This window comes from Clostridiales bacterium (assembly GCA_030016385.1).
GTDB lineage: Bacteria > Bacillota > Clostridia > Clostridiales > Oxobacteraceae > JASEJN01.
The window spans coordinates 20,519-39,343 of record JASEJN010000004.1 but is presented as its reverse complement, the minus strand read 5'-3'; the positions used below and the strand labels follow the sequence as shown (position 1 = coordinate 39,343).

Sequence of the window (18,825 nt, the reverse complement as noted above, 5' to 3'; positions counted from 1 at the left end):
GTTATAATGAAATAGAATATTTTTATCGCCTTCTTCAGGAATGGGAACAGGATCGATGCCCATTCTATAGCATGCCGCCATAATGCTCGCTAAGTCTCCTAATTTCTCACCGGTTTGGGCTGGAACGACACTGACAACCTTTCTTGAATGCACAAGCGCCTCCCTACCTATTGCCCTTTCCATGGATTCACGCAGCAAATTTTCGCATCTTACAAATATACTGCCGATTACGATCTTCTCCGGATTTAGTATATCTATAAGAATGCTCAAGGCCTTCCCAAGCTTTTCTCCGACAAAATCAAATATTCTTTTGGCATTTTGATCCCCGTTATTTGCATACTGCGCGATTATCTTCGCATTTATTTCCTCGATTTTTATTCCATCTTTGAGCCATGCAGGAGTGATTCCCGAATCTACCATCCGCCTTGTCATTTGCCGTGCTAAACGGCCAATCCCGCCTCCGCTGCAAAATCCCTCTATCGAACCTGCCTTTCCAAATCCGACAGGCCCTTCATCTTCAAGACGAACATGTCCGACTTCACCACCCATATCGCTCTGACCTCTTACAAGAACGCCCTCCGATATTATACCAGCTCCGAATCCCGTGCCCATTGTCAAAAATATCATGTTCTGCGTACCGCGTCCTGCTCCCAATTTCCACTCCACTAAAGCACATGCGTTTGCATCGTTTTGGATATATGCCGGTACCTTGAATTCTTCTGTTATAAGCCTTGCAAACGGTATATCATCCCATCCTGGAAGATTCGGAGGGGAAAGTACAAGTCCCCGCCTGCTGTCAAGGGGTCCTCCACAGCTTACTCCCATGGCTTTTAAATCATTAATTTTAATTTTATTCTTTTTCAATAATTCCCACGCCGTACTAAAAAGCTTGTCCTTAGTCTGTTCATATCCCCTGTCGGCATATGTTGGGAATGCTATCTTATCTATAAGTTTTATGCCATTGTTCACAGATGCTAAGTTTACTGCACATTTTGTACCGCCTACATCGAATCCAACAATATATTTCATGTATCTATCCTCCTGTTTTTCTGCGGTTTATCCGGCAATCATTATGACCTGCAAGCCATCGGCATGTAATAAACCCTTTTTAATATTTTCATATTATTTATCTCCATTTTCACGTGTCTCAAGCATATTCGTCTCTATAACTTCTGATGATGCATCACGCGGTATGCGCAGTGTCTTTATCTCACATTTGGCAAACTTTACATCTATTTTTCTATCTAAAAGAGGAAGTTCGATAGTTGCATAAGTATTTTTTTTGGCCGTTTCATACATACGCAATATTATATCTTTGCTTCCATCCTCCGCCTGCTTCATGGCGCCCACTACGACATTGGGAGCGGAAATGCTGATAAACGAGGCTGCCTCTTTAAGTCTTCCTTTGTGATAGGTTTCAAACAGCGCTATGGGTTTCTGATTCATGCTGAGGGCACGTTTGACTGTTTCAGCGTTTTCCCAGCTTCCGTTGTGCGGATAAAGTGCATATGCAAATTTTTGAACTCCCTGATCCATAAATGTATATTTCAGATTTTCATCAGGCACGAAAGGTGCATGGTTCGCATATATGGGACTTCTCAGGACCGTAAGGCTCACAACTTTGTTTTCCGCATCATAACTGTATTTCCCATCATTCAATATCGAAATTCCTATTATATTCGAGTTTCCGGGAGTTGACCCTTCAAAATCAATCCAGCTCTGCATAGGGTACTCCTCCCCGTCCGGTTCTCTTTCTGCAAATCCATAGGGGATCTCATAGCTTCCACGGCAGTAATTAAGATTAACCGGAAATTTAATTTTCAGCATGCAAAACTTTTCATGCCAGTCAACGGTTGTTTTAACTTCAATAAAGTCTAATTCCCTGTAGATGATAAAATCCTGCATTATTCTGGACTTGCCATATTCGCTCTCAACCCTGATAACCGATTTTACAGGGCCGTTCTCCACAAGATGAACTTTTACGGCTTTAAAATATCCTGCAACACTTTTGAAACGTCTTACTCCATGAGACCATGTATCGCTTTTATCATTTATTACAACAGGAACCGCGGCATCGCCCTCGAAAATTTCACTTTTGCTGTCTTTTTTAATAAATGATTTTATATATCCCGTAGAGCCATCAAATTCAACTCTGAAAAAATCATTTTCAAAAGCGGTATCAGTAGAATTCAAGGGAACAAACTCCTTAATATTATCCTTTTTAACCAATCTATATGTCCTGTATCCCATAGGAGGCAAATCTGCAATAAAGCATATACGGCATCGCCCCGATGCCGCAGCCTTCGACTGTATAATCTGCATCGGTATTTCCACGCCATGGTCATCTACAAGCGCAAATTCCTTTTTGATAAATGAAGATTCCATTTCAATCTCCGCTTTTAACGAAAAGCTATGCGGGTTGAACACGACAATCGGTTTCATTCCATCTTCAACAGGTATATTTATATTCCATGATACAGCCTGCAGCGCATAATTCATATAAACTGCCGCAGTATGGAGTGAATACCCATAAGATTCCCTCGCATCTTCATATACAGGCTCTATGCTTGTACCAGATAGTATATCGTGAAACTGGTTGAACAATACATTTTCCCATACCAAGCGGTATTCTTCAAGAGGATATCTCTGACCGGTAAGTATATTGGATACGGTCGAAAACTTTTCTGCTTCGATAAGACGGTTTTCTGCCCTTCGGTTAAGCCTCTTTATTTCGGAGTTCGCACTGTAACAACCGCTCGAATGATGAAACAATTCACCATGAACTACCGGAAGCTTTATATCACTTTTTTTGATATCTTCAAAGTACATATCCGGAGATGCCATGATAAGTGACGGATAATCCGGATTTTCATTCAATTCGTGAATGCTTTCTATATTCTGCCTTGTAGGCCCTCCGCCATGGTTTCCTACTCCATAAAAGCACATGATTCCCGTATCTATATCTTTGATTTCACCTTCACATCGCTCTACGTGCGAAGTAATTCCTTTCGGCCATGTAAGGTATTCAAAGGGTATTCTGAATGCGTTTACACTTGAACCATCAGACGACTCCCATCTAAATATGATTCCAGGCAGGCTTTTTTCATGGCGGCCCGGACGCATGAATACATAATTATCCATACCGCATTTTTTAAGAATTTGAGGCAGCATCCCATTATGTCCAAAACTGTCTACATTATATCCCGTATGTGCGGTTACATGAAATTTTTCATTGAAATACATCTGGCCATAAAGCCCCTGGCGGACAAAGGACTCACCGCATGGTGCATTACAGTCGGGCTCTATCCACCATCCTCCGACTATCACCCAGCGTCCCTCTTTGACCCTTTCTTTTATTTCTTCAAACATTTCAGGCGCATTGTCTTCAACCCATTTATAATATGCCGCGGAACTGCCTGTAAAGATAAAATCCGGATATTCCTTCATCCTGTCAAGAGCTGAACGGAATGTGGCCTTTACCTCATTAAATCCCTCCTGCCACTGCCACAGCCATGCAGGGTCGATATGTGCATTGCCTATCATATATAATTTTTTATCCTTTTTATTCATAAATTTCTCCTAACCAATCACCCAAGCTGCAGGGCTTAAAAAATATGTGAATTTACTTGGGCTTTTTTATTTTATAATGGTAAGATTCTGTGTCTTGCTTAGTTTGTTTTTCATCCAGTTCCTACCCTCTATAAAGCGTGATGTCAACATCGTGCAAACAGTATTGCCTATCGCATTTAACAAGGTTGCAGGGGCGTCGGTAATGGTGCTTATAACTGCAATAATCGGAAGATATGACGAAGGGAATCCATATATATTTAAAATGAGCATCTCTCCGATAAGCCCGCCATTAGGGATGGCTCCCATTACAGTGCCGGACAAAAATGCTATCATAATTATACCTAATACGGTGCTAAACCCTGTTATGCTTCTTCCTGTAATCCCAAATAGAAATACTATCTTTAAGACACCTGCAAGAGCAGAACCATCTTTATGTACATTTGTACCAATCGGGATTACCGTATCACATATATCATCTTTTATACCCATATTTTTTACAGCTTCCAAATTGACTGGAATACATGCCGCACTGGAACAAGTTGCAATAGCAGTGGCTGATGGCACTATACAGTTTTTCCAGAAAATCCTGATACCGTTTTTGCCGGCTGATACAAAAGAGTAAAGGGTGAAAAAGCCAAAATAATAAACTGCGGAAAGTACTATATATAATATAAATGTTTTCAAATATCCTTCTAATAGTTGCGCGCCAAGCTGTCCGACAACCGAAGCAAAATAACATGCGATTCCTATCGGGGCATAGTACATGATTATTTTTATAATCTTCATTATAACTTCAGTTCCGGCCTCCAGAAAATTCGATATTACCCTGCCCTTTTCTCCAGCCATAATCGTACCTATCCCAAATAAAACGGAAAATATAATAAGCTGGAGCATATTTGTCCTCGAAAACAGCGACACGAAATCAGATACAGTGATGGTATTTACAATCTGTTGAAGAACGCCGACCTGTTCGGACTTTTGAATCTGTCCGCCTGAAATCGAAAGTATTTTTTTTACATTCTCCGCACTGATTCCACTCGTAGGATTGAATGCATAGACACCGGCAAGCCCGAGCATAGAAGCGATCAGAGATGTACATATAAATATTATGACAATAGTTATTACGATTCTGCCGAAACGCCTTATTTCATTCATATTGGATATCGCTGAAGAGATGCTGAAAAATACCAGAGGCACAATTAGAACCAACATCAGATTAATAAAAAGAGTACCTAAGGGTTCGAGAACTTTTGCCGAAGCACCAAATATAACACCGATGATTCCACCTATTACAACGGATAACAACAAAACCATTGAAGATTTATGGGATTTTAAAAAATTCATAATATCTTCTCCTTCTAAAATAAAAATTATTATATTTTGAGGCATAAGCTATATATTCAAAAAATATTACGGCACGAGCCTTGCAGCTTGGAAATTATAATAATATTCTTTAAATAAGAAAAGTATAGCCATATGTTAATATTACATTTATTTACTTGCACTTTCAACATAATATGAAAAAACATTCAATTCGCAATATGAGCTTATGTTATTTTGAACACTCATTCGCCAGATTCAAGTTTTGTAAGTTCTAAGGCCAGCAGCCTTGAGACTTTCCGCTAAATTTAATGATCGCCTCCCATTAATGTTTCAAGCTTTAAGATATATTTTATTTTTGAATCCCCAAGGCTTTCAATATGCGATCTTAAGGCATCCGTTAACAGTATGGGATTCAAGTTATTGTTGATTCCAGACGATAATAATGCTTCAAATATTATTTCGTCATTATCTACGCGTTCGAGTTTGATATTCAGGATCATGCCTTTTATGTCGATCAATTTTTCACCGTTCTTGCTCTTTTTTGTTACCTCTACCGAAGGCTCCTTCATAAGCAGATCAAATATATCATCAGTGAATTTCTCCCTGTCAACACCTGTTAATGCTATTTCATACAAAGCGGCCCTGACTTTTGACATAAGAGATGGATAATTATCATCCACCTCTGCTGCGCTTATAATTTCCAATCCCTGTGGAAGAGCGCGGTTTAGCCTGGATACCAACTTTTCAGCATCTATTTCCCCATCGGTTTTTATGCTCATATATTCACATCTGCTTGATATTCCAACAGGAAGAGGCGTCGCAAAGGAAAGCTGAGCATGAGGGTTAAAGCCCTTTGTATATGAAACATCTACTTTAGCCCTGCGCAAAGCTCTCTGCATGCATCTCATAAGGTCCAAATGCGATATGAATTCTACTTCTTCTCCCTTACAGAACTTTATTATGTACCGAGCCATTAAAACATACCCCCTTGCCAAATAGATCCATGACGCCACAATTTGTGCAACCAGCCCTGCAATCCCGAGTAAGTTCGCCTCTCATTGCTTTCTCCCTCTCATTCATGAGATATTCTTTTTTTACGCCTATATCTATATGATCCCATGGCAGAATTTCATCATAGTTTCTTTTTCTGTTTGCGTAAAAAGCCGGATCGATATTATTTTCCTTGAAGGCTTCCATCCACAAATCAAAATTAAAATGGTCTGCCCATCCGTCAAATTTGCAGCCTTTTTTATAAGCGCTTATCAAAACATTTGAAAGCCTCCTATCCCCTCTTGCAAACACTGCCTCCAGCATGCTTACCTCAGGTTCGTGCCAGTTATATTTTATATGCCTATCCCTTATCCTTTTCTTTAAAAAGTTCTGCTTTTCGTTTAATAATTCCATCGAATCCTGTGCATCCCATTGAAATGGCGTGAATGGTTTAGGCACAAAAGAAGAAGTGCTTACGGTAATATTCAAACCGCCTTTTCTTTTCTCCCTTGGCACACTGTAGTAAGCATCCTTTACCTTATACGCCATATTTGCAATTCCATCTATATCATCCATTCCTTCGGTTGGAAGGCCGATCATGAAATAAAGCTTGATGTTGCTCCACCCCGAACTAAACGCAGATGTTACTGATCTTATGAGATCATCCTCGGTAACACCCTTGTTTATAACATCCCTCATCCTCTGGGTTCCAGCCTCAGGGGCAAATGTAAGTCCTGTTTTCCTTACCTTTTGTATTTCATTTATAAGATCTACTGAAAATGAATCTATTCTAAGGGATGGAAGCGATACACCCACCTTATCCTTTTCATGTTCTTCGATCAAATCCATTACCAAATTTTCTATATCGGAATAGTCACAGATGCTTAAAGATGACAGGGAAATCTCCTCATATCCTGTGTTTTCTATCAACTTTTGTGCCTGCTTTAGCAAATTTTCCCTGGTTTTCTCCCTTACCGGTCTGTATACCATTCCTGCCTGACAAAACCTGCATCCTCTTGTGCATCCCCTGAATACTTCCAGCATTATCCTGTCATGAACGATATCCATGTATGGGACTATTATTTTATCGGGGAAGTATGCGCTGTCAAGATTTTTTATGATTCTTTTTTGTATCGTTTTCGGATATTTTTCGTCTACAGGGTAAAAATTTTTGATCGTCCCGTCTTCATTGTATTCCACATCATAAAAAGAAGGTATGTAAACACCTCTTATGTTTGCTATCGATTCTAAAAATTGTATCCTGTCATTTTTGGAACGCTTCCACTTTATATATGCGTCTATTATCTCATCAAGCACTTCTTCACCCTCACCTATTACAAATATGTCTGCAATTTCATATAATGGCTCGGGGTTATAAGCGCACGGCCCTCCGCATATTATAAAAGGCCCGTCTTCTCTATCCTTGCTGCGCAAAGGTAATCCTGCAAGGTTCAGCATGTTGACAATATTTGTATAACTCATCTCATACTGCAGGGTAAATCCTACGAAATCGAATTTTTTTATCTCGTCCCTTGATTCTATTGCAAACAGGGGAATATTCCTCTTTCTCATCTCATCTTCCATGTCGGTCCACGGGGCAAAAACTCTCTCACAATACGTATCTTCTCTTTCGTTCAGCATATGATACAGTATCTTCATTCCAAGATGGGACATCCCGACTTCATATATATCTGGAAAACAAAATGCAAATCTTACATCTATTCCATCTGGATTTTTATGCACGCTGTTCATTTCGTTGCCGATATATCTCTCGGGTTTTGATACATTATAAAGCATTTCATCCGATAAATTTACTCCCATTACTTTCCTCCTGAAGTTAATCTTCTTAAGATAATTCGTGTATTCTTAAACTTCATATCTCACTTGATTTTTTCACTTATGTCACCTATTGTAAAGCCCTTATCCTCCATTGTTAGATTATTAAAAATCTGTGATTCTGTCAATACGGCTTTGATATTCATATCCTCCCCCAAAACGATCACTATATGATATTTGTCAACATCAAAGCTTTTCAGGATATCGCTTATGCTTGTATTTTCATGAGCGCACATAACCATTGTTTCCATCATCCCTTTTGTCTTCAAATGTTTTTTTTTGTTTAATAAGTTTTTTATTATCATAAACATTACCATATTCTTTTCATTATTTGCTAAAATAAACAAAAAAAATGGCACAATCAGAAGCCATATGTTGAACACGCCGCGAAATATCTCGTAAATCCCAAATATAAATATGATAACCGAAATAATCTTTCCGGAATACGCGGCTATATTTGTGGCTTTTTTGAAACCAATGCGTAAGCTGAGCACCGCCCTGAAAATCTTGCCTCCATCGAGGGGCAATCCGGGAAACAAGTTAAATAGCGCGATCATCAAGTTGATATTTATCATGTCAACAGGCATTTTTGCCATTGCTCCCGCTTTATATAACATGAATAAGACAACGGCTAAAGCGATATTAAATAAAGGTCCGGCCATTGTTATGATTATCTCTTTACATATGCCTATATAGTCAAGGTCGTCTATTCTCGCGACTCCGCCGAATGGGAAAATTTCAATATTTTTTATTTTAACACCGCACAAATATGCCGCTAGTACATGGCATAGCTCATGAAGGATGACAAACAAAAATAAAAGCAGCATATCCTTATAGAATCCTGCGATAATAAACACCAGAAGTGCCAGAATAAAGTACTTATTGATCTTAAATTTACCCTGCAACTATTTAAAAACCCCCAATTATTTAAGCTCTGCAGTGTTTCTTATCTCATTAAGAGGATCTATTTTTGTACCATCCTTTATCACTTCAAAGTGAACATGAGGCCCCGTTACATTACCTGTATGGCCAACCTTTGCTATTATATCGCCCTGCTTAACGCTTTGCCCCTTATTCACCAGTATCTCCGAGCAGTGGCCATATACTGTTTCCAATCCTCCATCATGCTTTATCTTTACCATTCTTCCCAGCGATTTATCCTCTCCCACATTTTCGACGGTACCGCCCATAGCAGCTTTTATCGGCGTGCCATCGGATGCGGCGATATCTATTCCTCCATGCATTTCGCTGCTCCCTGGCTCAACAGGGTTATTCCTTATGCCAAAGGCCGATGTTATTTCTCCATCTACGGGAATGATCATCATATTATCAGATGAAGTATTTACGGAGCTGTTTTTGCCGAGTATGCTGTCAGGGATTTTCTTTACATTTTCAGTTAATCCGGGAATAGTTTTCTGAAAGAATACACTAAACTGCCCTTTGAAATCATAGTCTTCATGTGCAACCCATTTTACATTTTTAATAAAATCAGTTATAAACGGCGTTTTTATGTTGGAAATGATGATTATAACAAGTGCAATAACTGCAGAAACAATAAATTGGTTGATAATTTTTTCTATAGTCTTTTTATCTATTCTTTTTACTCCTCTTTTACCATACCTTGAGGAATAGCGGCTTAAGTAGTCGCTTTTTCTTATACTGTAGTTTCTTTCTATCTCTCTCAAAGTATCACCCCCAGTGTGCTTTATATATTTATATTTTAGGGGGTGAATTTTTATTATATAAAAATAAAAAAACGACGAAAAATCATCGTCATTTTAAGGAATTGATCAGTATTTTGGCAGTACCCATGTTTGTCGCAAGGGGAACACTGTGGACATCGCATATGCGAAGAAGCGCTGTGACATCGGGTTCATGAGGTTGAGCCGTCAGAGGATCCCGCAGGAAAAATACCATATCTATATTACCTGCAGCTACTTCCCCTCCTATCTGCTGATCGCCGCCAAGTGGACCTGACAGAAACCTGTGGACGTCAAGGCCGACTATCTCACTTATGAGTTTGCCTGTCGTGCCTGTGGCAAACAACTTATGTTTTTTAATTATTTCCTTATATTTCATAACAAAATTAATCATGTCGTCCTTTTTTTTGTCATGTGCAATAAACGCTATATTCATAAATCTCCTCCTAGAAATTAATCTTATGCCTTCTCATCCCCACATTGAGCACTAACCCTATAGCTATCATGTTTGTCAACATCGAACTCCCCCCATAGCTTATAAACGGGAGAGTAATCCCGGTAATAGGCATAATGCCGATGGCCATGCCTATGCACTGAAATACTTGGAATATAAACATGGAAGCAACGCCGATCACCAGCATCCGGCCGAATTTGTCCTTTGCAATTCTGGATATGCCGATACACTTGAAAATCAAGGATATATACACGACTATCACGATTACGGACCCGATGAATCCGAAATCCTCAGCTATCACTGAAAATATAAAGTCTGAATATGCATATGAAACATAATCCCCACCGCTTTGCAACCCATTTCCAAATCCCATCCCAAAGATCTGCCCAGAGCCTACCGCTATTTTGGACTCATTGGGCTGATAATTCGTACCCAAGGGATCAAGCTCAGGATGAAGAAACGAAACTATCCTTCCCTTCTGCTCCTCACTTATCAATTTAGTATAATTCCAAATTGCATATATACTGGCTGCCCCTGTAAGCAGGCCTCCAAAAATTATCCTGAGGTCAAGGCCTGCCATAAAAAGCATTCCGATTATTATAGCTGCCAGAACCATATCCGTACCTAAGTCAGGCTGCGCTGCAATCAATCCGAGAGGTATCGCAGCATACAGAAAAAGTATGGATAGGTTTTTAATATTATTTACATTGCCTTCAAAGTCTTCAATTTTTTTGGCAAAGACTATAATGAGCGATATTTTCATGAATTCAGACGGCTGCAGCCCAAAAGTGCCTATACTGAACCAGCTTACTGCGCCATTTGTTTCTCCTCCGATTTCACCATTGGTAACCTTATTAAGAACAACCAGCAATAAAAGCAAAGCGACATTTGCAATATAAATAAATTTATAATACATTTTAATGGTATTATAATCGATGGACACAATTACAGCCATGACAGCCAAGCCGAGGATTATCCATATAATCTGAAGAATAAAAAACTTCATGCTCCCGCCGTTAAAAGCCTTGGTTGCACTGCTTATGGCAATAATACCTTCGACGCATATAAGAAGAACATTTATCAGAAGCCCAAAATCAAAGTCCTTAATAAGTTTTTTATTGAATTTCAAGCCAAACACCCCTTAAAAGCGAATAAAATACACATAAAATTATAGCATAAATAATATCTCCCATCTACAGCCAAATTAAAAGACCTTCGATTCGTAATATGAACTTATGTTATTTTGAACGACGAATGAGTGTTCAAAATAACATAATCTATCTTTAAATCGCTATCTATTTTCCTATGCTCTTTACCTTCTTTATAGGGATGCTTGCCACAAGAGAGGACACACTGCTTTTTCTCCCGCCCTCCCCGCCGGTATTTATGGTTATTTCAATGCCTTCTTCATCGATTTCAGCATAATCGGATATGACTTTTATAAGGTCTCCCTTTATCATACTCAAAAACTGCGGGGGTATATTAGCTCTGTCATGTATCAATATCAGCTTGAGGCGCTCTTTGGCCACGTCTTTGCTGCCATTTCCATACTTATACAAGGATTTAAATACGTCCATATCTTTTCCCCCTTATTTTATATTGAATACTTTCTTTATGAAACTTTTAAAGCTTCTTTCGGATTCGATATGCATAAAAGGCACATCTTCACCATTCAGCCTTCTTGCGATATTTCTGTATGCCCTTCCGGCCTGTGAACTCTCATCGTTCACGACAGGTTCTCCCCTGTTTGTCGATATGATTATTTTTTCGTCATCGGGCACAACTCCCAAAAGTTTTATGGATAAAATATCTATCATATCATCTATGTTTAACATATCCCCACGCTTTGCCATATCAATCTTGATTCTGTTTATTATGAGCTCATGGTCCGTCATACCCTTAGACTCCAATTTTCCTATTATCCTGTCGGCATCTCTTACAGCTGACACTTCGGGAACAGTAACTACGATTGCTTTATCCGCCCCTGCAATAGCATTTTCGAAACCTCTTTCAATCCCCGCCGGGCAATCTATCAAAACAAACTCAAACCCCTCTTTTAGTTCATTGCATATTTTCTGCATCTCCTCGGGTCTTACAGCTGTCTTTTCTTTTGTTTGAGCCGTAGGCAAAAGATACAACCCTTCAAACCTTTTGTCTCTTATAAGAGCCTGTTTCAATCTGCAAATTCCATCCACTACATCTACAAGGTCGTAAACTATCCTGTTCTCAAGACCCATAACCACATCGAGATTCCTAAGTCCTGTATCAGCATCAACAATTGCAACTTTTTTGCCCAACTTTGCAAGAGCCGTACCGACATTTGCAGTTGTTGTTGTTTTTCCAACTCCGCCCTTACCGGAAGTTATTACATAAGCAACACCCATTTATATCCCTCCATACCTTTTTCGAAAACTTTAAAAAATTTTTAATCAAAAAATTTATTTGGTGCATATGGCTCTATAACGATACAGCCATCCTTAACCCTTGCAAGTTCTGGGCACTTAGGTTTTTGCGCCTTTCCATCAGGCGCCCTTGAAAAGACATCGGCTATCCGAAGCTGCGTAGGCTGGAGAGAAAACGCAGCCACAACTGCTTTTGTGTTCCCTGATGACCCTGCATGTACCACACCTCTCAATGAGCCCAGCACGATTATGTTCCCTTCTGCCGTAATTTGACCTCCTGCATTTATATCGCCTATCACTACAATATTGCCTTCGTATTCGATATGCTGGCCTGAACGAATAGTACTGCTTAAAAACTTCGTCTTTCCTTCGTAAATACCGGTAAACATTCTGCCTTTCGTCTTCTCCACTTTTTCCATTGTGATTTGAAAATCATCAAAAATTTGTTCCTGAATCTTATTCTGAACAATTTTATCAATATGAGTATTTGAAAAATCAATAAATAATCTGCCGTTTTTAAAAAAGTTTTTCGAAATACGCACTTTGCTGTCGATTGCCTTTTTTATTAATTCATAATCAGTATCATCATTTACTACAACCGTAACGCCATCTTTAGTGCCTTTAAACAATATATTTTGCTCTTTCATCCTGATACCTCCATTGTATACCTATAAATTTTCTTCATAAATTCTATAATTCCTGCAAAAAAGCGAAAAAAATAAACCCTGTGCGGGTTTAATTTGTGGCTGCATGCGATGTTGTCTGCTTTGCAGCCTGATTGCCTGTATTCAATTTGAAGTAATATTCGTAAATATCCCTTGCGACATTTGCCCCTCCATGTCCGCCGCCTTCGTGTATTGTAACCGCCACGGCGATCTGTGGATTGTCGGCTGGGGCAAATCCTACAAACCATGAATAATCGTCTCTTTTCCCTGTTGCCTGCGCCGTTCCTGTTTTGCCTGCAGTTTGTATTGGGAAATTTTTAAATGCAGAAACAGCAGTACCGGTTTCCCCGCCGGTAACAGCATTCATGCCTGCTATAACCGCCGGCAGAGTAGAAGGCTTAAGATTTATTTTTTCCATGACTTCCGGCTTGACGCTATCTAATACCTCACCATTCTGGCTCAATATCTGCTTTACAAGATGAGGCTTTAATCTCACCCCTCCGTTTGCAATAGTCGCTACATAATTTGCCATCTGCAGCGGCGTAAAATAATCGTCTCCCTGGCCAATTGCAGCATTAAGTGCAAGCCACTGGTTATTATAATCATGATAAGCCGCAATGACGCCCTGGATTATCCTGTCTCTCATCTTTGCACTGGTTATTCCGGCATCCTTAAGCTTTGAATAGCTTCTGTCATTGTTTTTGAGCATGTTCTCAATCAATGTTTTTTGCTCCGGCGTAGGATTAAACTTTCCTATTTTTGGATCATAATTAGGCTCGCATATATCCCTCAGTATGCCGTTTAATGATACGGCAACGGCTTTTTCCTTTGCGGTTTCGACGTTTGAAACATTGCCCGGCCTTTCAGCGATCTCTATGCCTGTCGGATCATTTGAAAGCCCGAACAATTTTGCATATTTTGCCAAATTGTCCAGTCCTACACGCCGTCCGACATCAAAGAAAAAATAGTTGCATGAGTTTTCCAGAGCGGTACGCAGCACCTGCCATCCATGCCCTCTTCCGGGATGATAATTCCATATCCAGCAGTTGCCTGTAAAGTTTTTGACAACCCTGTATTGCCCTACGCAGTTGATTCGCGTATAAGGCGTTATCTGCCCTGTTTCAAGACCCGTTATGGCAGATATCATCTTGAATGTCGACCCTGGAGGCACGGCTCCCTGGGTTGCGTAATTAAACATCGGCTTTGGAATTCTCTCCGGATCTTTAATATCCGGATAGAGGCTTTTATCGCCCGAAAGCTTTTTCCAAAGGCTCTGATTTATGCTTCCGTTGGCTGCCATATCATTGGGGTTGTATCCGCCGGGTCTGCTTGCCATTGCGAGGACTTCGCCTGTTTTTACATCCAGGACTACGGCAGCGCCCCTTGTAGCATTTGGATATTTCTTTTTATCGAGGCCGCCCTGACCGGTTCTGAGATCTTTCATCACATTATCAAGGGAATTCTCCGCAACCTGCTGCAGATTTTTATCTATTGTAAGCATAACGTTCTTTCCCGGAATAGAATCCTTTACTGGAAATTCCTCAGTTACTCTTCCTTTTGCATCGACCCTTACCCTCTTGTTACCCTTCGTTCCTCTTAATTTATCTTCTTCAGCGGATTCGATTCCATCCCTTCCTATCAAATCCGAATTGATATCATATTCCTTAGCTTTATATTCATCGGACTTTTCTGCGGGAATCTTCCTCAGGCTCCCCACTATAAGGGATGCCAGTTCACCGTAAGGATATGTCCTCAAAGGCTTGAGCCTGTAATCGACACCTGGAAGATACAAACTTTTCTCCATTATTTCAAATGCTGTACTCTGGCTTACATATGCTATCTCAACAGGTTTATACATCTGATAGCCCATGTCTTTTATCATCTGATTCACAACCACCATCTGCCTTTTAAAATTCAAGTTCTGGTGGTTTTTATCCTTAGGCTTTACATCAAATTCATCTACCAACTCATTGAAAGCCTTTTCAGCCTTCTGCTGCAGAGTCATTTTTATCTTCCCATCCGTAAGGCTCTCGCTCACTTTTTCATCAGCTATATTTTTTTTAATCCAATCATTTGCGGATTTTTCTCTTTCCTTTTCATCAGTACTATTAAAATTGAAATCAAAATATGTCTTACCGCTGCCGTCGGTTTTTAATATAATGCGGAAATCATCATTTATCTTTTCTTTGTCTTTGTTTAAAATATCCAGCAGCCTTTCGATTACATCATTTAACTCTGGTTTACCGCTATCATCCGATTGTGTTGCTTCTTTGTTTGAAGCGCCGAGCATATTTTTGATTGCAGCATTCAAGCCGGATTCCTTCTTTGATCCGGCATCTTTATTGTCATCTTCAGGTTTCATCATAAATATCGTGTAACTCTGGACATTCGTTGCAAACTTGTAACCGTTTCTGTCGATTATCTCGCCTCTTGGAGCTTCATATGGAATTTCCCTTATGCTTTTATCCTGCGCTTGCTTCAAGAACTCATCTCCATGCACAATCTGCAAGTCAGCCAGCTTGAAGCACAGAGCCGAAAACATAACGATGAGTATTATAGATAAAGCTGTATACCTCGTAAAATATTTCTTTTTCTCCATAAATATACACCTTCTCAGGAAATAAAATTGCCGGGCTTCATTATATAGTACCTGCTGCTTATTTTAGCCGCAAATTTAAAAAACAGTACGACAATTATCATATTATATATGGCTTCAGGTATTATTATCTTTGTTAAAGCACTATACAATACGATATTGTTTCTTGTAAGATACAGCATGAGCATGACGATACATTCTTTTAGTATGCTTCCAATGAGTGTAAATATGCCTGGAATAAATATATTATCCTTATAGAGGTTGCCTTCCATACTTCCGATTAGATATGTAGTAATCATGCATCCAATGGAATTTATTCCAAAGGCACCTGCAAAAAAAATATCCTCGAATAAGCCGCATAATATACCGGCCACAGTACCTTCCGGGTTGCCCCTTACAAGCGTATAACATATAACAAATGTTAAAGCGATATCAGGCTTTACCCCCAATATGCGTATATTCTCGAACAAACTATTCTGTATTCCTACGAGCATCAATATTATCAACGGTATAACAAACCTTTTCATTTTATAGTCGCCTCATCGGGATAATCGTCCTTGCTGATCGAATTCGTCACAACAAATACCTCCCTGATCTTTGTAAAATCGACGCTGGGTTTTATTATGGCAGATTTTGCAAATTCATTGCTATCGTCGCTTACATCTTCAATTGTACCTATCATTATATTTTTGGGGAAAAACTTGCTCATGCCTGAAGTGACGACAGAATCCCCTTTCTTAATATCGGAATCGCTTTTCAGGTACATTATTTTGCAATTTTTTTCACCGTTTACAGCTGACATACCCTGTATTATACCCTGTTCATCCGTCCTGCTTAAGGACGCCCTGATCCTGCTGCTTTCATTGACTATAGACATAACTTCTGACCAGTTGGGCCCTGTTTTAGTAACTTGTCCAACAAGCCCCTGGGCTGCGACTACCGGATAATATTTCTTTATACCCTGGTTGGTTCCCTTATTTATTATGATTATATCAAACCAGTTACCGGATCCCTTTCCTATAACATTTGCGGCAACCGTAGAGTACGATTTATTTTCGTCCCTGAATTTTAACATATCTTTAAATTTCTGGTTCTCGGTCTTCATAGTTTCATAATCAGCCATTGAATTTTGAAGCTCTGTTACCTTTTTCTTCAAGCTTTCATTTTCTTTGCTGATTGAAGAAATATTCACAATAAATTCAAAAAAATTATTGATCCGCTGACCGCCCATGTACAGATACTTTTGTACGGGATTCAGCACATCTCCCACGACACCTTCAAATATGCCCGCCCTGTCGCTTCTTGTGGCGGTAAGTCCGATAAAAACAACAAATATCAAACTAAGTACGATTACTATGGTAAGCAATCTGTTCTGTAGAATCCGGCGCATACATACACCCGCTTTCTACCTGTTCTTTTTTGTTAAAGATAAAGAACTTATAGTACCCAGCCTGTCAATATTTTCTAGCGCCTTCCCTGCACCTATCGCAACGCAGTCCAGCGGCTCTTCCGCAATATTTACAGGCATCTGCGTCTCCTTATTGATAAGTTTGTCTAACCCGTTGAGCAAAGCTCCTCCCCCTGTCAGCATTATACCCTTATCCATGATATCCGCTGCAAGCTCGGGAGGTGTTTTTTCAAGTGTGGACTTTATCGCATCGATTATAGCGTTTACAGGTTCGCTTAAAGCTTCCCTTATTTCCGATGAAGTTATAACCAAAAGTTTTGGAAGTCCTGTAACAAGATCCCTTCCTCTTATCTCTTTGGTTTTTTCAGCATCTGTCTCAAATGCGGAACCTATCTCTATCTTTATCTCCTCTGCAGTCCTTTCGCCTATCATCAGGCTGTACTGCCTTTTAATATATGAAACTATTGCCTGATCCATTTCATCTCCTGCAATACGCAAAGCTTTGCTGGTTACAATTCCTCCCAGTGATATTACCGCGACATCGGTAGTGCCTCCGCCGATATCGACGACCATGCTTCCCGTAGGTTCTTCAACCGGAAGACCTGCACCAATTGCAGCCGCCATAGGCTCCGGAAGCAAATATACATGCTTTGCACCGGCCTGGTAGGTAGCTTCTTCAATTGCATTCCTTTCAACCTGAGTCACTCCGGAAGGATAGCATACGACTATTCTCGGCCTTGTGAAAGTCCCTTTGCTGAATGCCTTTCGTATGAAATATTTCATCATGGTCTGTGTAATATCAAAATCAGCGATAACACCATCCTTAAGCGGCCTTATCGCAACTATATTCCCAGGTGTTCTTCCTATCATCTGCTTGGCATCATCACCAACCGCAAGAGGCATCTTTGATGCATCATTCCTTACCGCAACCACGGATGGTTCCCTTAACACTATTCCCTTTCCCTTTACATATATCAATGTATTTGCAGTACCTAAATCTATCCCCATATCCTTTACTAATCCTAAAAAGCTCATTAATTTATCCCCTTTCCAACAGCTTTATCGATCACATAATATTTTTTGCTTTTAAACTTATATATTTTCCATCACCTATTATAATATGATCCAGCAGTTCTATCCCGATAATTTTTCCTGCCTCATATATTCTCTTCGTGACGTTTATATCTTCATTACTTGGAGATGGGTCTCCTGAAGGATGATTATGGCATATTATAATCGAGGAGCTTGATCTCTTTATGGCCTCTATGTATATTTCCCTTGGATGTACGATCGAAGAATTCAATCCTCCTATCGAAACATCTTTGATAGAAATAACCATGTTTTTTGTATTCAGCATTATAAGTTTTAAGCATTCCTTCTTTAGATAACGCATATCTTCCATCACAATGCTTGCAATATCATCCGGAGATTTAATGTACAAGCTTACATCATCCTTAAAAGTCCTGAGGCGTTTTCCAAGCTCAAGTGAAGCCTTTATTTGCGAAGCTTTTGCGCTACCGATGCCATCAATGCTCTTTAATTCTTCAAAACTCAGCTCATAAAGGCGCCTTAACCCGCCTTCACCTTTCAAAAGCTTATTTGCCAGGTCAATTGCTGAAACATTTCTGCTTCCTGTTCTTAATATTATGGCTAACAATTCCGAATTTGACAATACATCAGCTCCATACTTCGATAGCCTTTCGCGAGGCCTTTCCGAAGCAGGCATGTCTTTGATTGTTAAACTATTCCTTAAACTATTCATCCTTAACACCTATTTTAAAAATATCTATGCCTGAATGCTTTAGAATACAGGAAAGCCTGAAATTCAGCTTTTCCTGAAAACTTATATGCAATATTACTTTTAAAGCAGCCATATACCTT

The 18,825-nt window shown here is 39.6% G+C and carries 16 protein-coding genes and 1 pseudogene; all 17 read right to left on the bottom strand.

Going from position 1 to position 18,825, the window contains the following annotated elements:
- Positions 1–108 precede the first annotated feature (108 nt).
- The 17 genes and pseudogenes from QME45_01725 to radC all read right to left on the bottom strand — a co-directional run bounded on the left by QME45_01725 (position 109) and on the right by radC (position 18,706).
- Positions 109–1,029, bottom strand: a pseudogene (locus QME45_01725) (ROK family protein).
- A 93-nt stretch (positions 1,030–1,122) separates the two neighbouring features.
- Positions 1,123–3,570 (bottom strand): glycoside hydrolase family 38 C-terminal domain-containing protein, encoded by a 2,448-nt coding sequence (locus QME45_01720; GenBank protein ID MDI6617379.1) that lies wholly within the window; start codon positions 3,568–3,570, stop codon positions 1,123–1,125.
- A 66-nt stretch (positions 3,571–3,636) separates the two neighbouring features.
- On the bottom strand, positions 3,637–4,914 hold the full coding sequence (locus QME45_01715) for a dicarboxylate/amino acid:cation symporter (protein ID MDI6617378.1): 1,278 nt from the start codon (positions 4,912–4,914) through the stop codon (positions 3,637–3,639).
- Positions 4,915–5,198: 284 nt separating this feature from the next.
- Positions 5,199–5,867, bottom strand: coding sequence for a TIGR03936 family radical SAM-associated protein (locus QME45_01710; GenBank protein ID MDI6617377.1), 669 nt, complete (start codon positions 5,865–5,867; stop codon positions 5,199–5,201).
- Entirely contained in the window at positions 5,839–7,704 is a 1,866-nt protein-coding gene (locus QME45_01705; GenBank protein MDI6617376.1) for a TIGR03960 family B12-binding radical SAM protein, read from the bottom strand. The genes QME45_01710 and QME45_01705 overlap by 29 nt, the downstream gene beginning before the upstream one ends.
- A 59-nt stretch (positions 7,705–7,763) precedes the next feature.
- A complete protein-coding gene (locus tag QME45_01700; protein ID MDI6617375.1) occupies positions 7,764–8,624 on the bottom strand; it encodes a M50 family metallopeptidase in 861 nt (286 codons plus the stop codon).
- A gap of 18 nt (positions 8,625–8,642) precedes the next feature.
- Complete coding sequence (locus tag QME45_01695) at positions 8,643–9,404, bottom strand: M23 family metallopeptidase (protein MDI6617374.1); 762 nt, start codon at positions 9,402–9,404, stop codon at positions 8,643–8,645.
- Positions 9,405–9,492: 88 nt separating this feature from the next.
- Positions 9,493–9,855 carry a methylglyoxal synthase gene (gene mgsA / locus QME45_01690; protein MDI6617373.1) on the bottom strand — a complete coding sequence of 121 codons (363 nt, stop codon included), beginning with the start codon at positions 9,853–9,855 and terminating at the stop codon, positions 9,493–9,495.
- 10 nt (positions 9,856–9,865) lie between these two features.
- Positions 9,866–11,002, bottom strand: a complete 1,137-nt coding sequence (gene rodA / locus QME45_01685) for a rod shape-determining protein RodA (protein MDI6617372.1) — start codon at positions 11,000–11,002, stop codon at positions 9,866–9,868.
- Between the two features lie 166 nt (positions 11,003–11,168).
- Positions 11,169–11,450 (bottom strand): cell division topological specificity factor MinE, encoded by a 282-nt coding sequence (gene minE / locus QME45_01680; protein MDI6617371.1) that lies wholly within the window; start codon positions 11,448–11,450, stop codon positions 11,169–11,171.
- Positions 11,451–11,462: 12 nt separating this feature from the next.
- The gene (gene minD / locus QME45_01675) at positions 11,463–12,257 is read right to left on the bottom strand and encodes a septum site-determining protein MinD (protein ID MDI6617370.1); all 795 of its coding nucleotides are present in this window, start codon (positions 12,255–12,257) and stop codon (positions 11,463–11,465) included.
- Between the two features lie 41 nt (positions 12,258–12,298).
- Positions 12,299–12,922, bottom strand: coding sequence for a septum site-determining protein MinC (minC, locus tag QME45_01670; GenBank protein MDI6617369.1), 624 nt, complete (start codon positions 12,920–12,922; stop codon positions 12,299–12,301).
- 88 nt (positions 12,923–13,010) lie between these two features.
- Positions 13,011–15,539, bottom strand: a complete 2,529-nt coding sequence (locus tag QME45_01665; GenBank protein ID MDI6617368.1) for a penicillin-binding transpeptidase domain-containing protein — start codon at positions 15,537–15,539, stop codon at positions 13,011–13,013.
- A gap of 14 nt (positions 15,540–15,553) precedes the next feature.
- Positions 15,554–16,063: a rod shape-determining protein MreD gene (gene mreD, locus QME45_01660; GenBank protein ID MDI6617367.1), complete on the bottom strand. Its 510-nt coding sequence runs from the start codon at positions 16,061–16,063 to the stop codon at positions 15,554–15,556.
- The gene (gene mreC, locus QME45_01655; GenBank protein MDI6617366.1) at positions 16,060–16,926 is read right to left on the bottom strand and encodes a rod shape-determining protein MreC; all 867 of its coding nucleotides are present in this window, start codon (positions 16,924–16,926) and stop codon (positions 16,060–16,062) included. The genes mreD and mreC overlap by 4 nt, the downstream gene beginning before the upstream one ends.
- A gap of 15 nt (positions 16,927–16,941) precedes the next feature.
- On the bottom strand, positions 16,942–17,979 hold the full coding sequence (locus tag QME45_01650) for a rod shape-determining protein (GenBank protein MDI6617365.1): 1,038 nt from the start codon (positions 17,977–17,979) through the stop codon (positions 16,942–16,944).
- 31 nt (positions 17,980–18,010) lie between these two features.
- Positions 18,011–18,706, bottom strand: a complete 696-nt coding sequence (radC, locus tag QME45_01645) for a DNA repair protein RadC (GenBank protein MDI6617364.1) — start codon at positions 18,704–18,706, stop codon at positions 18,011–18,013.
- Between the last annotated feature and the right edge of the window lie 119 nt (positions 18,707–18,825).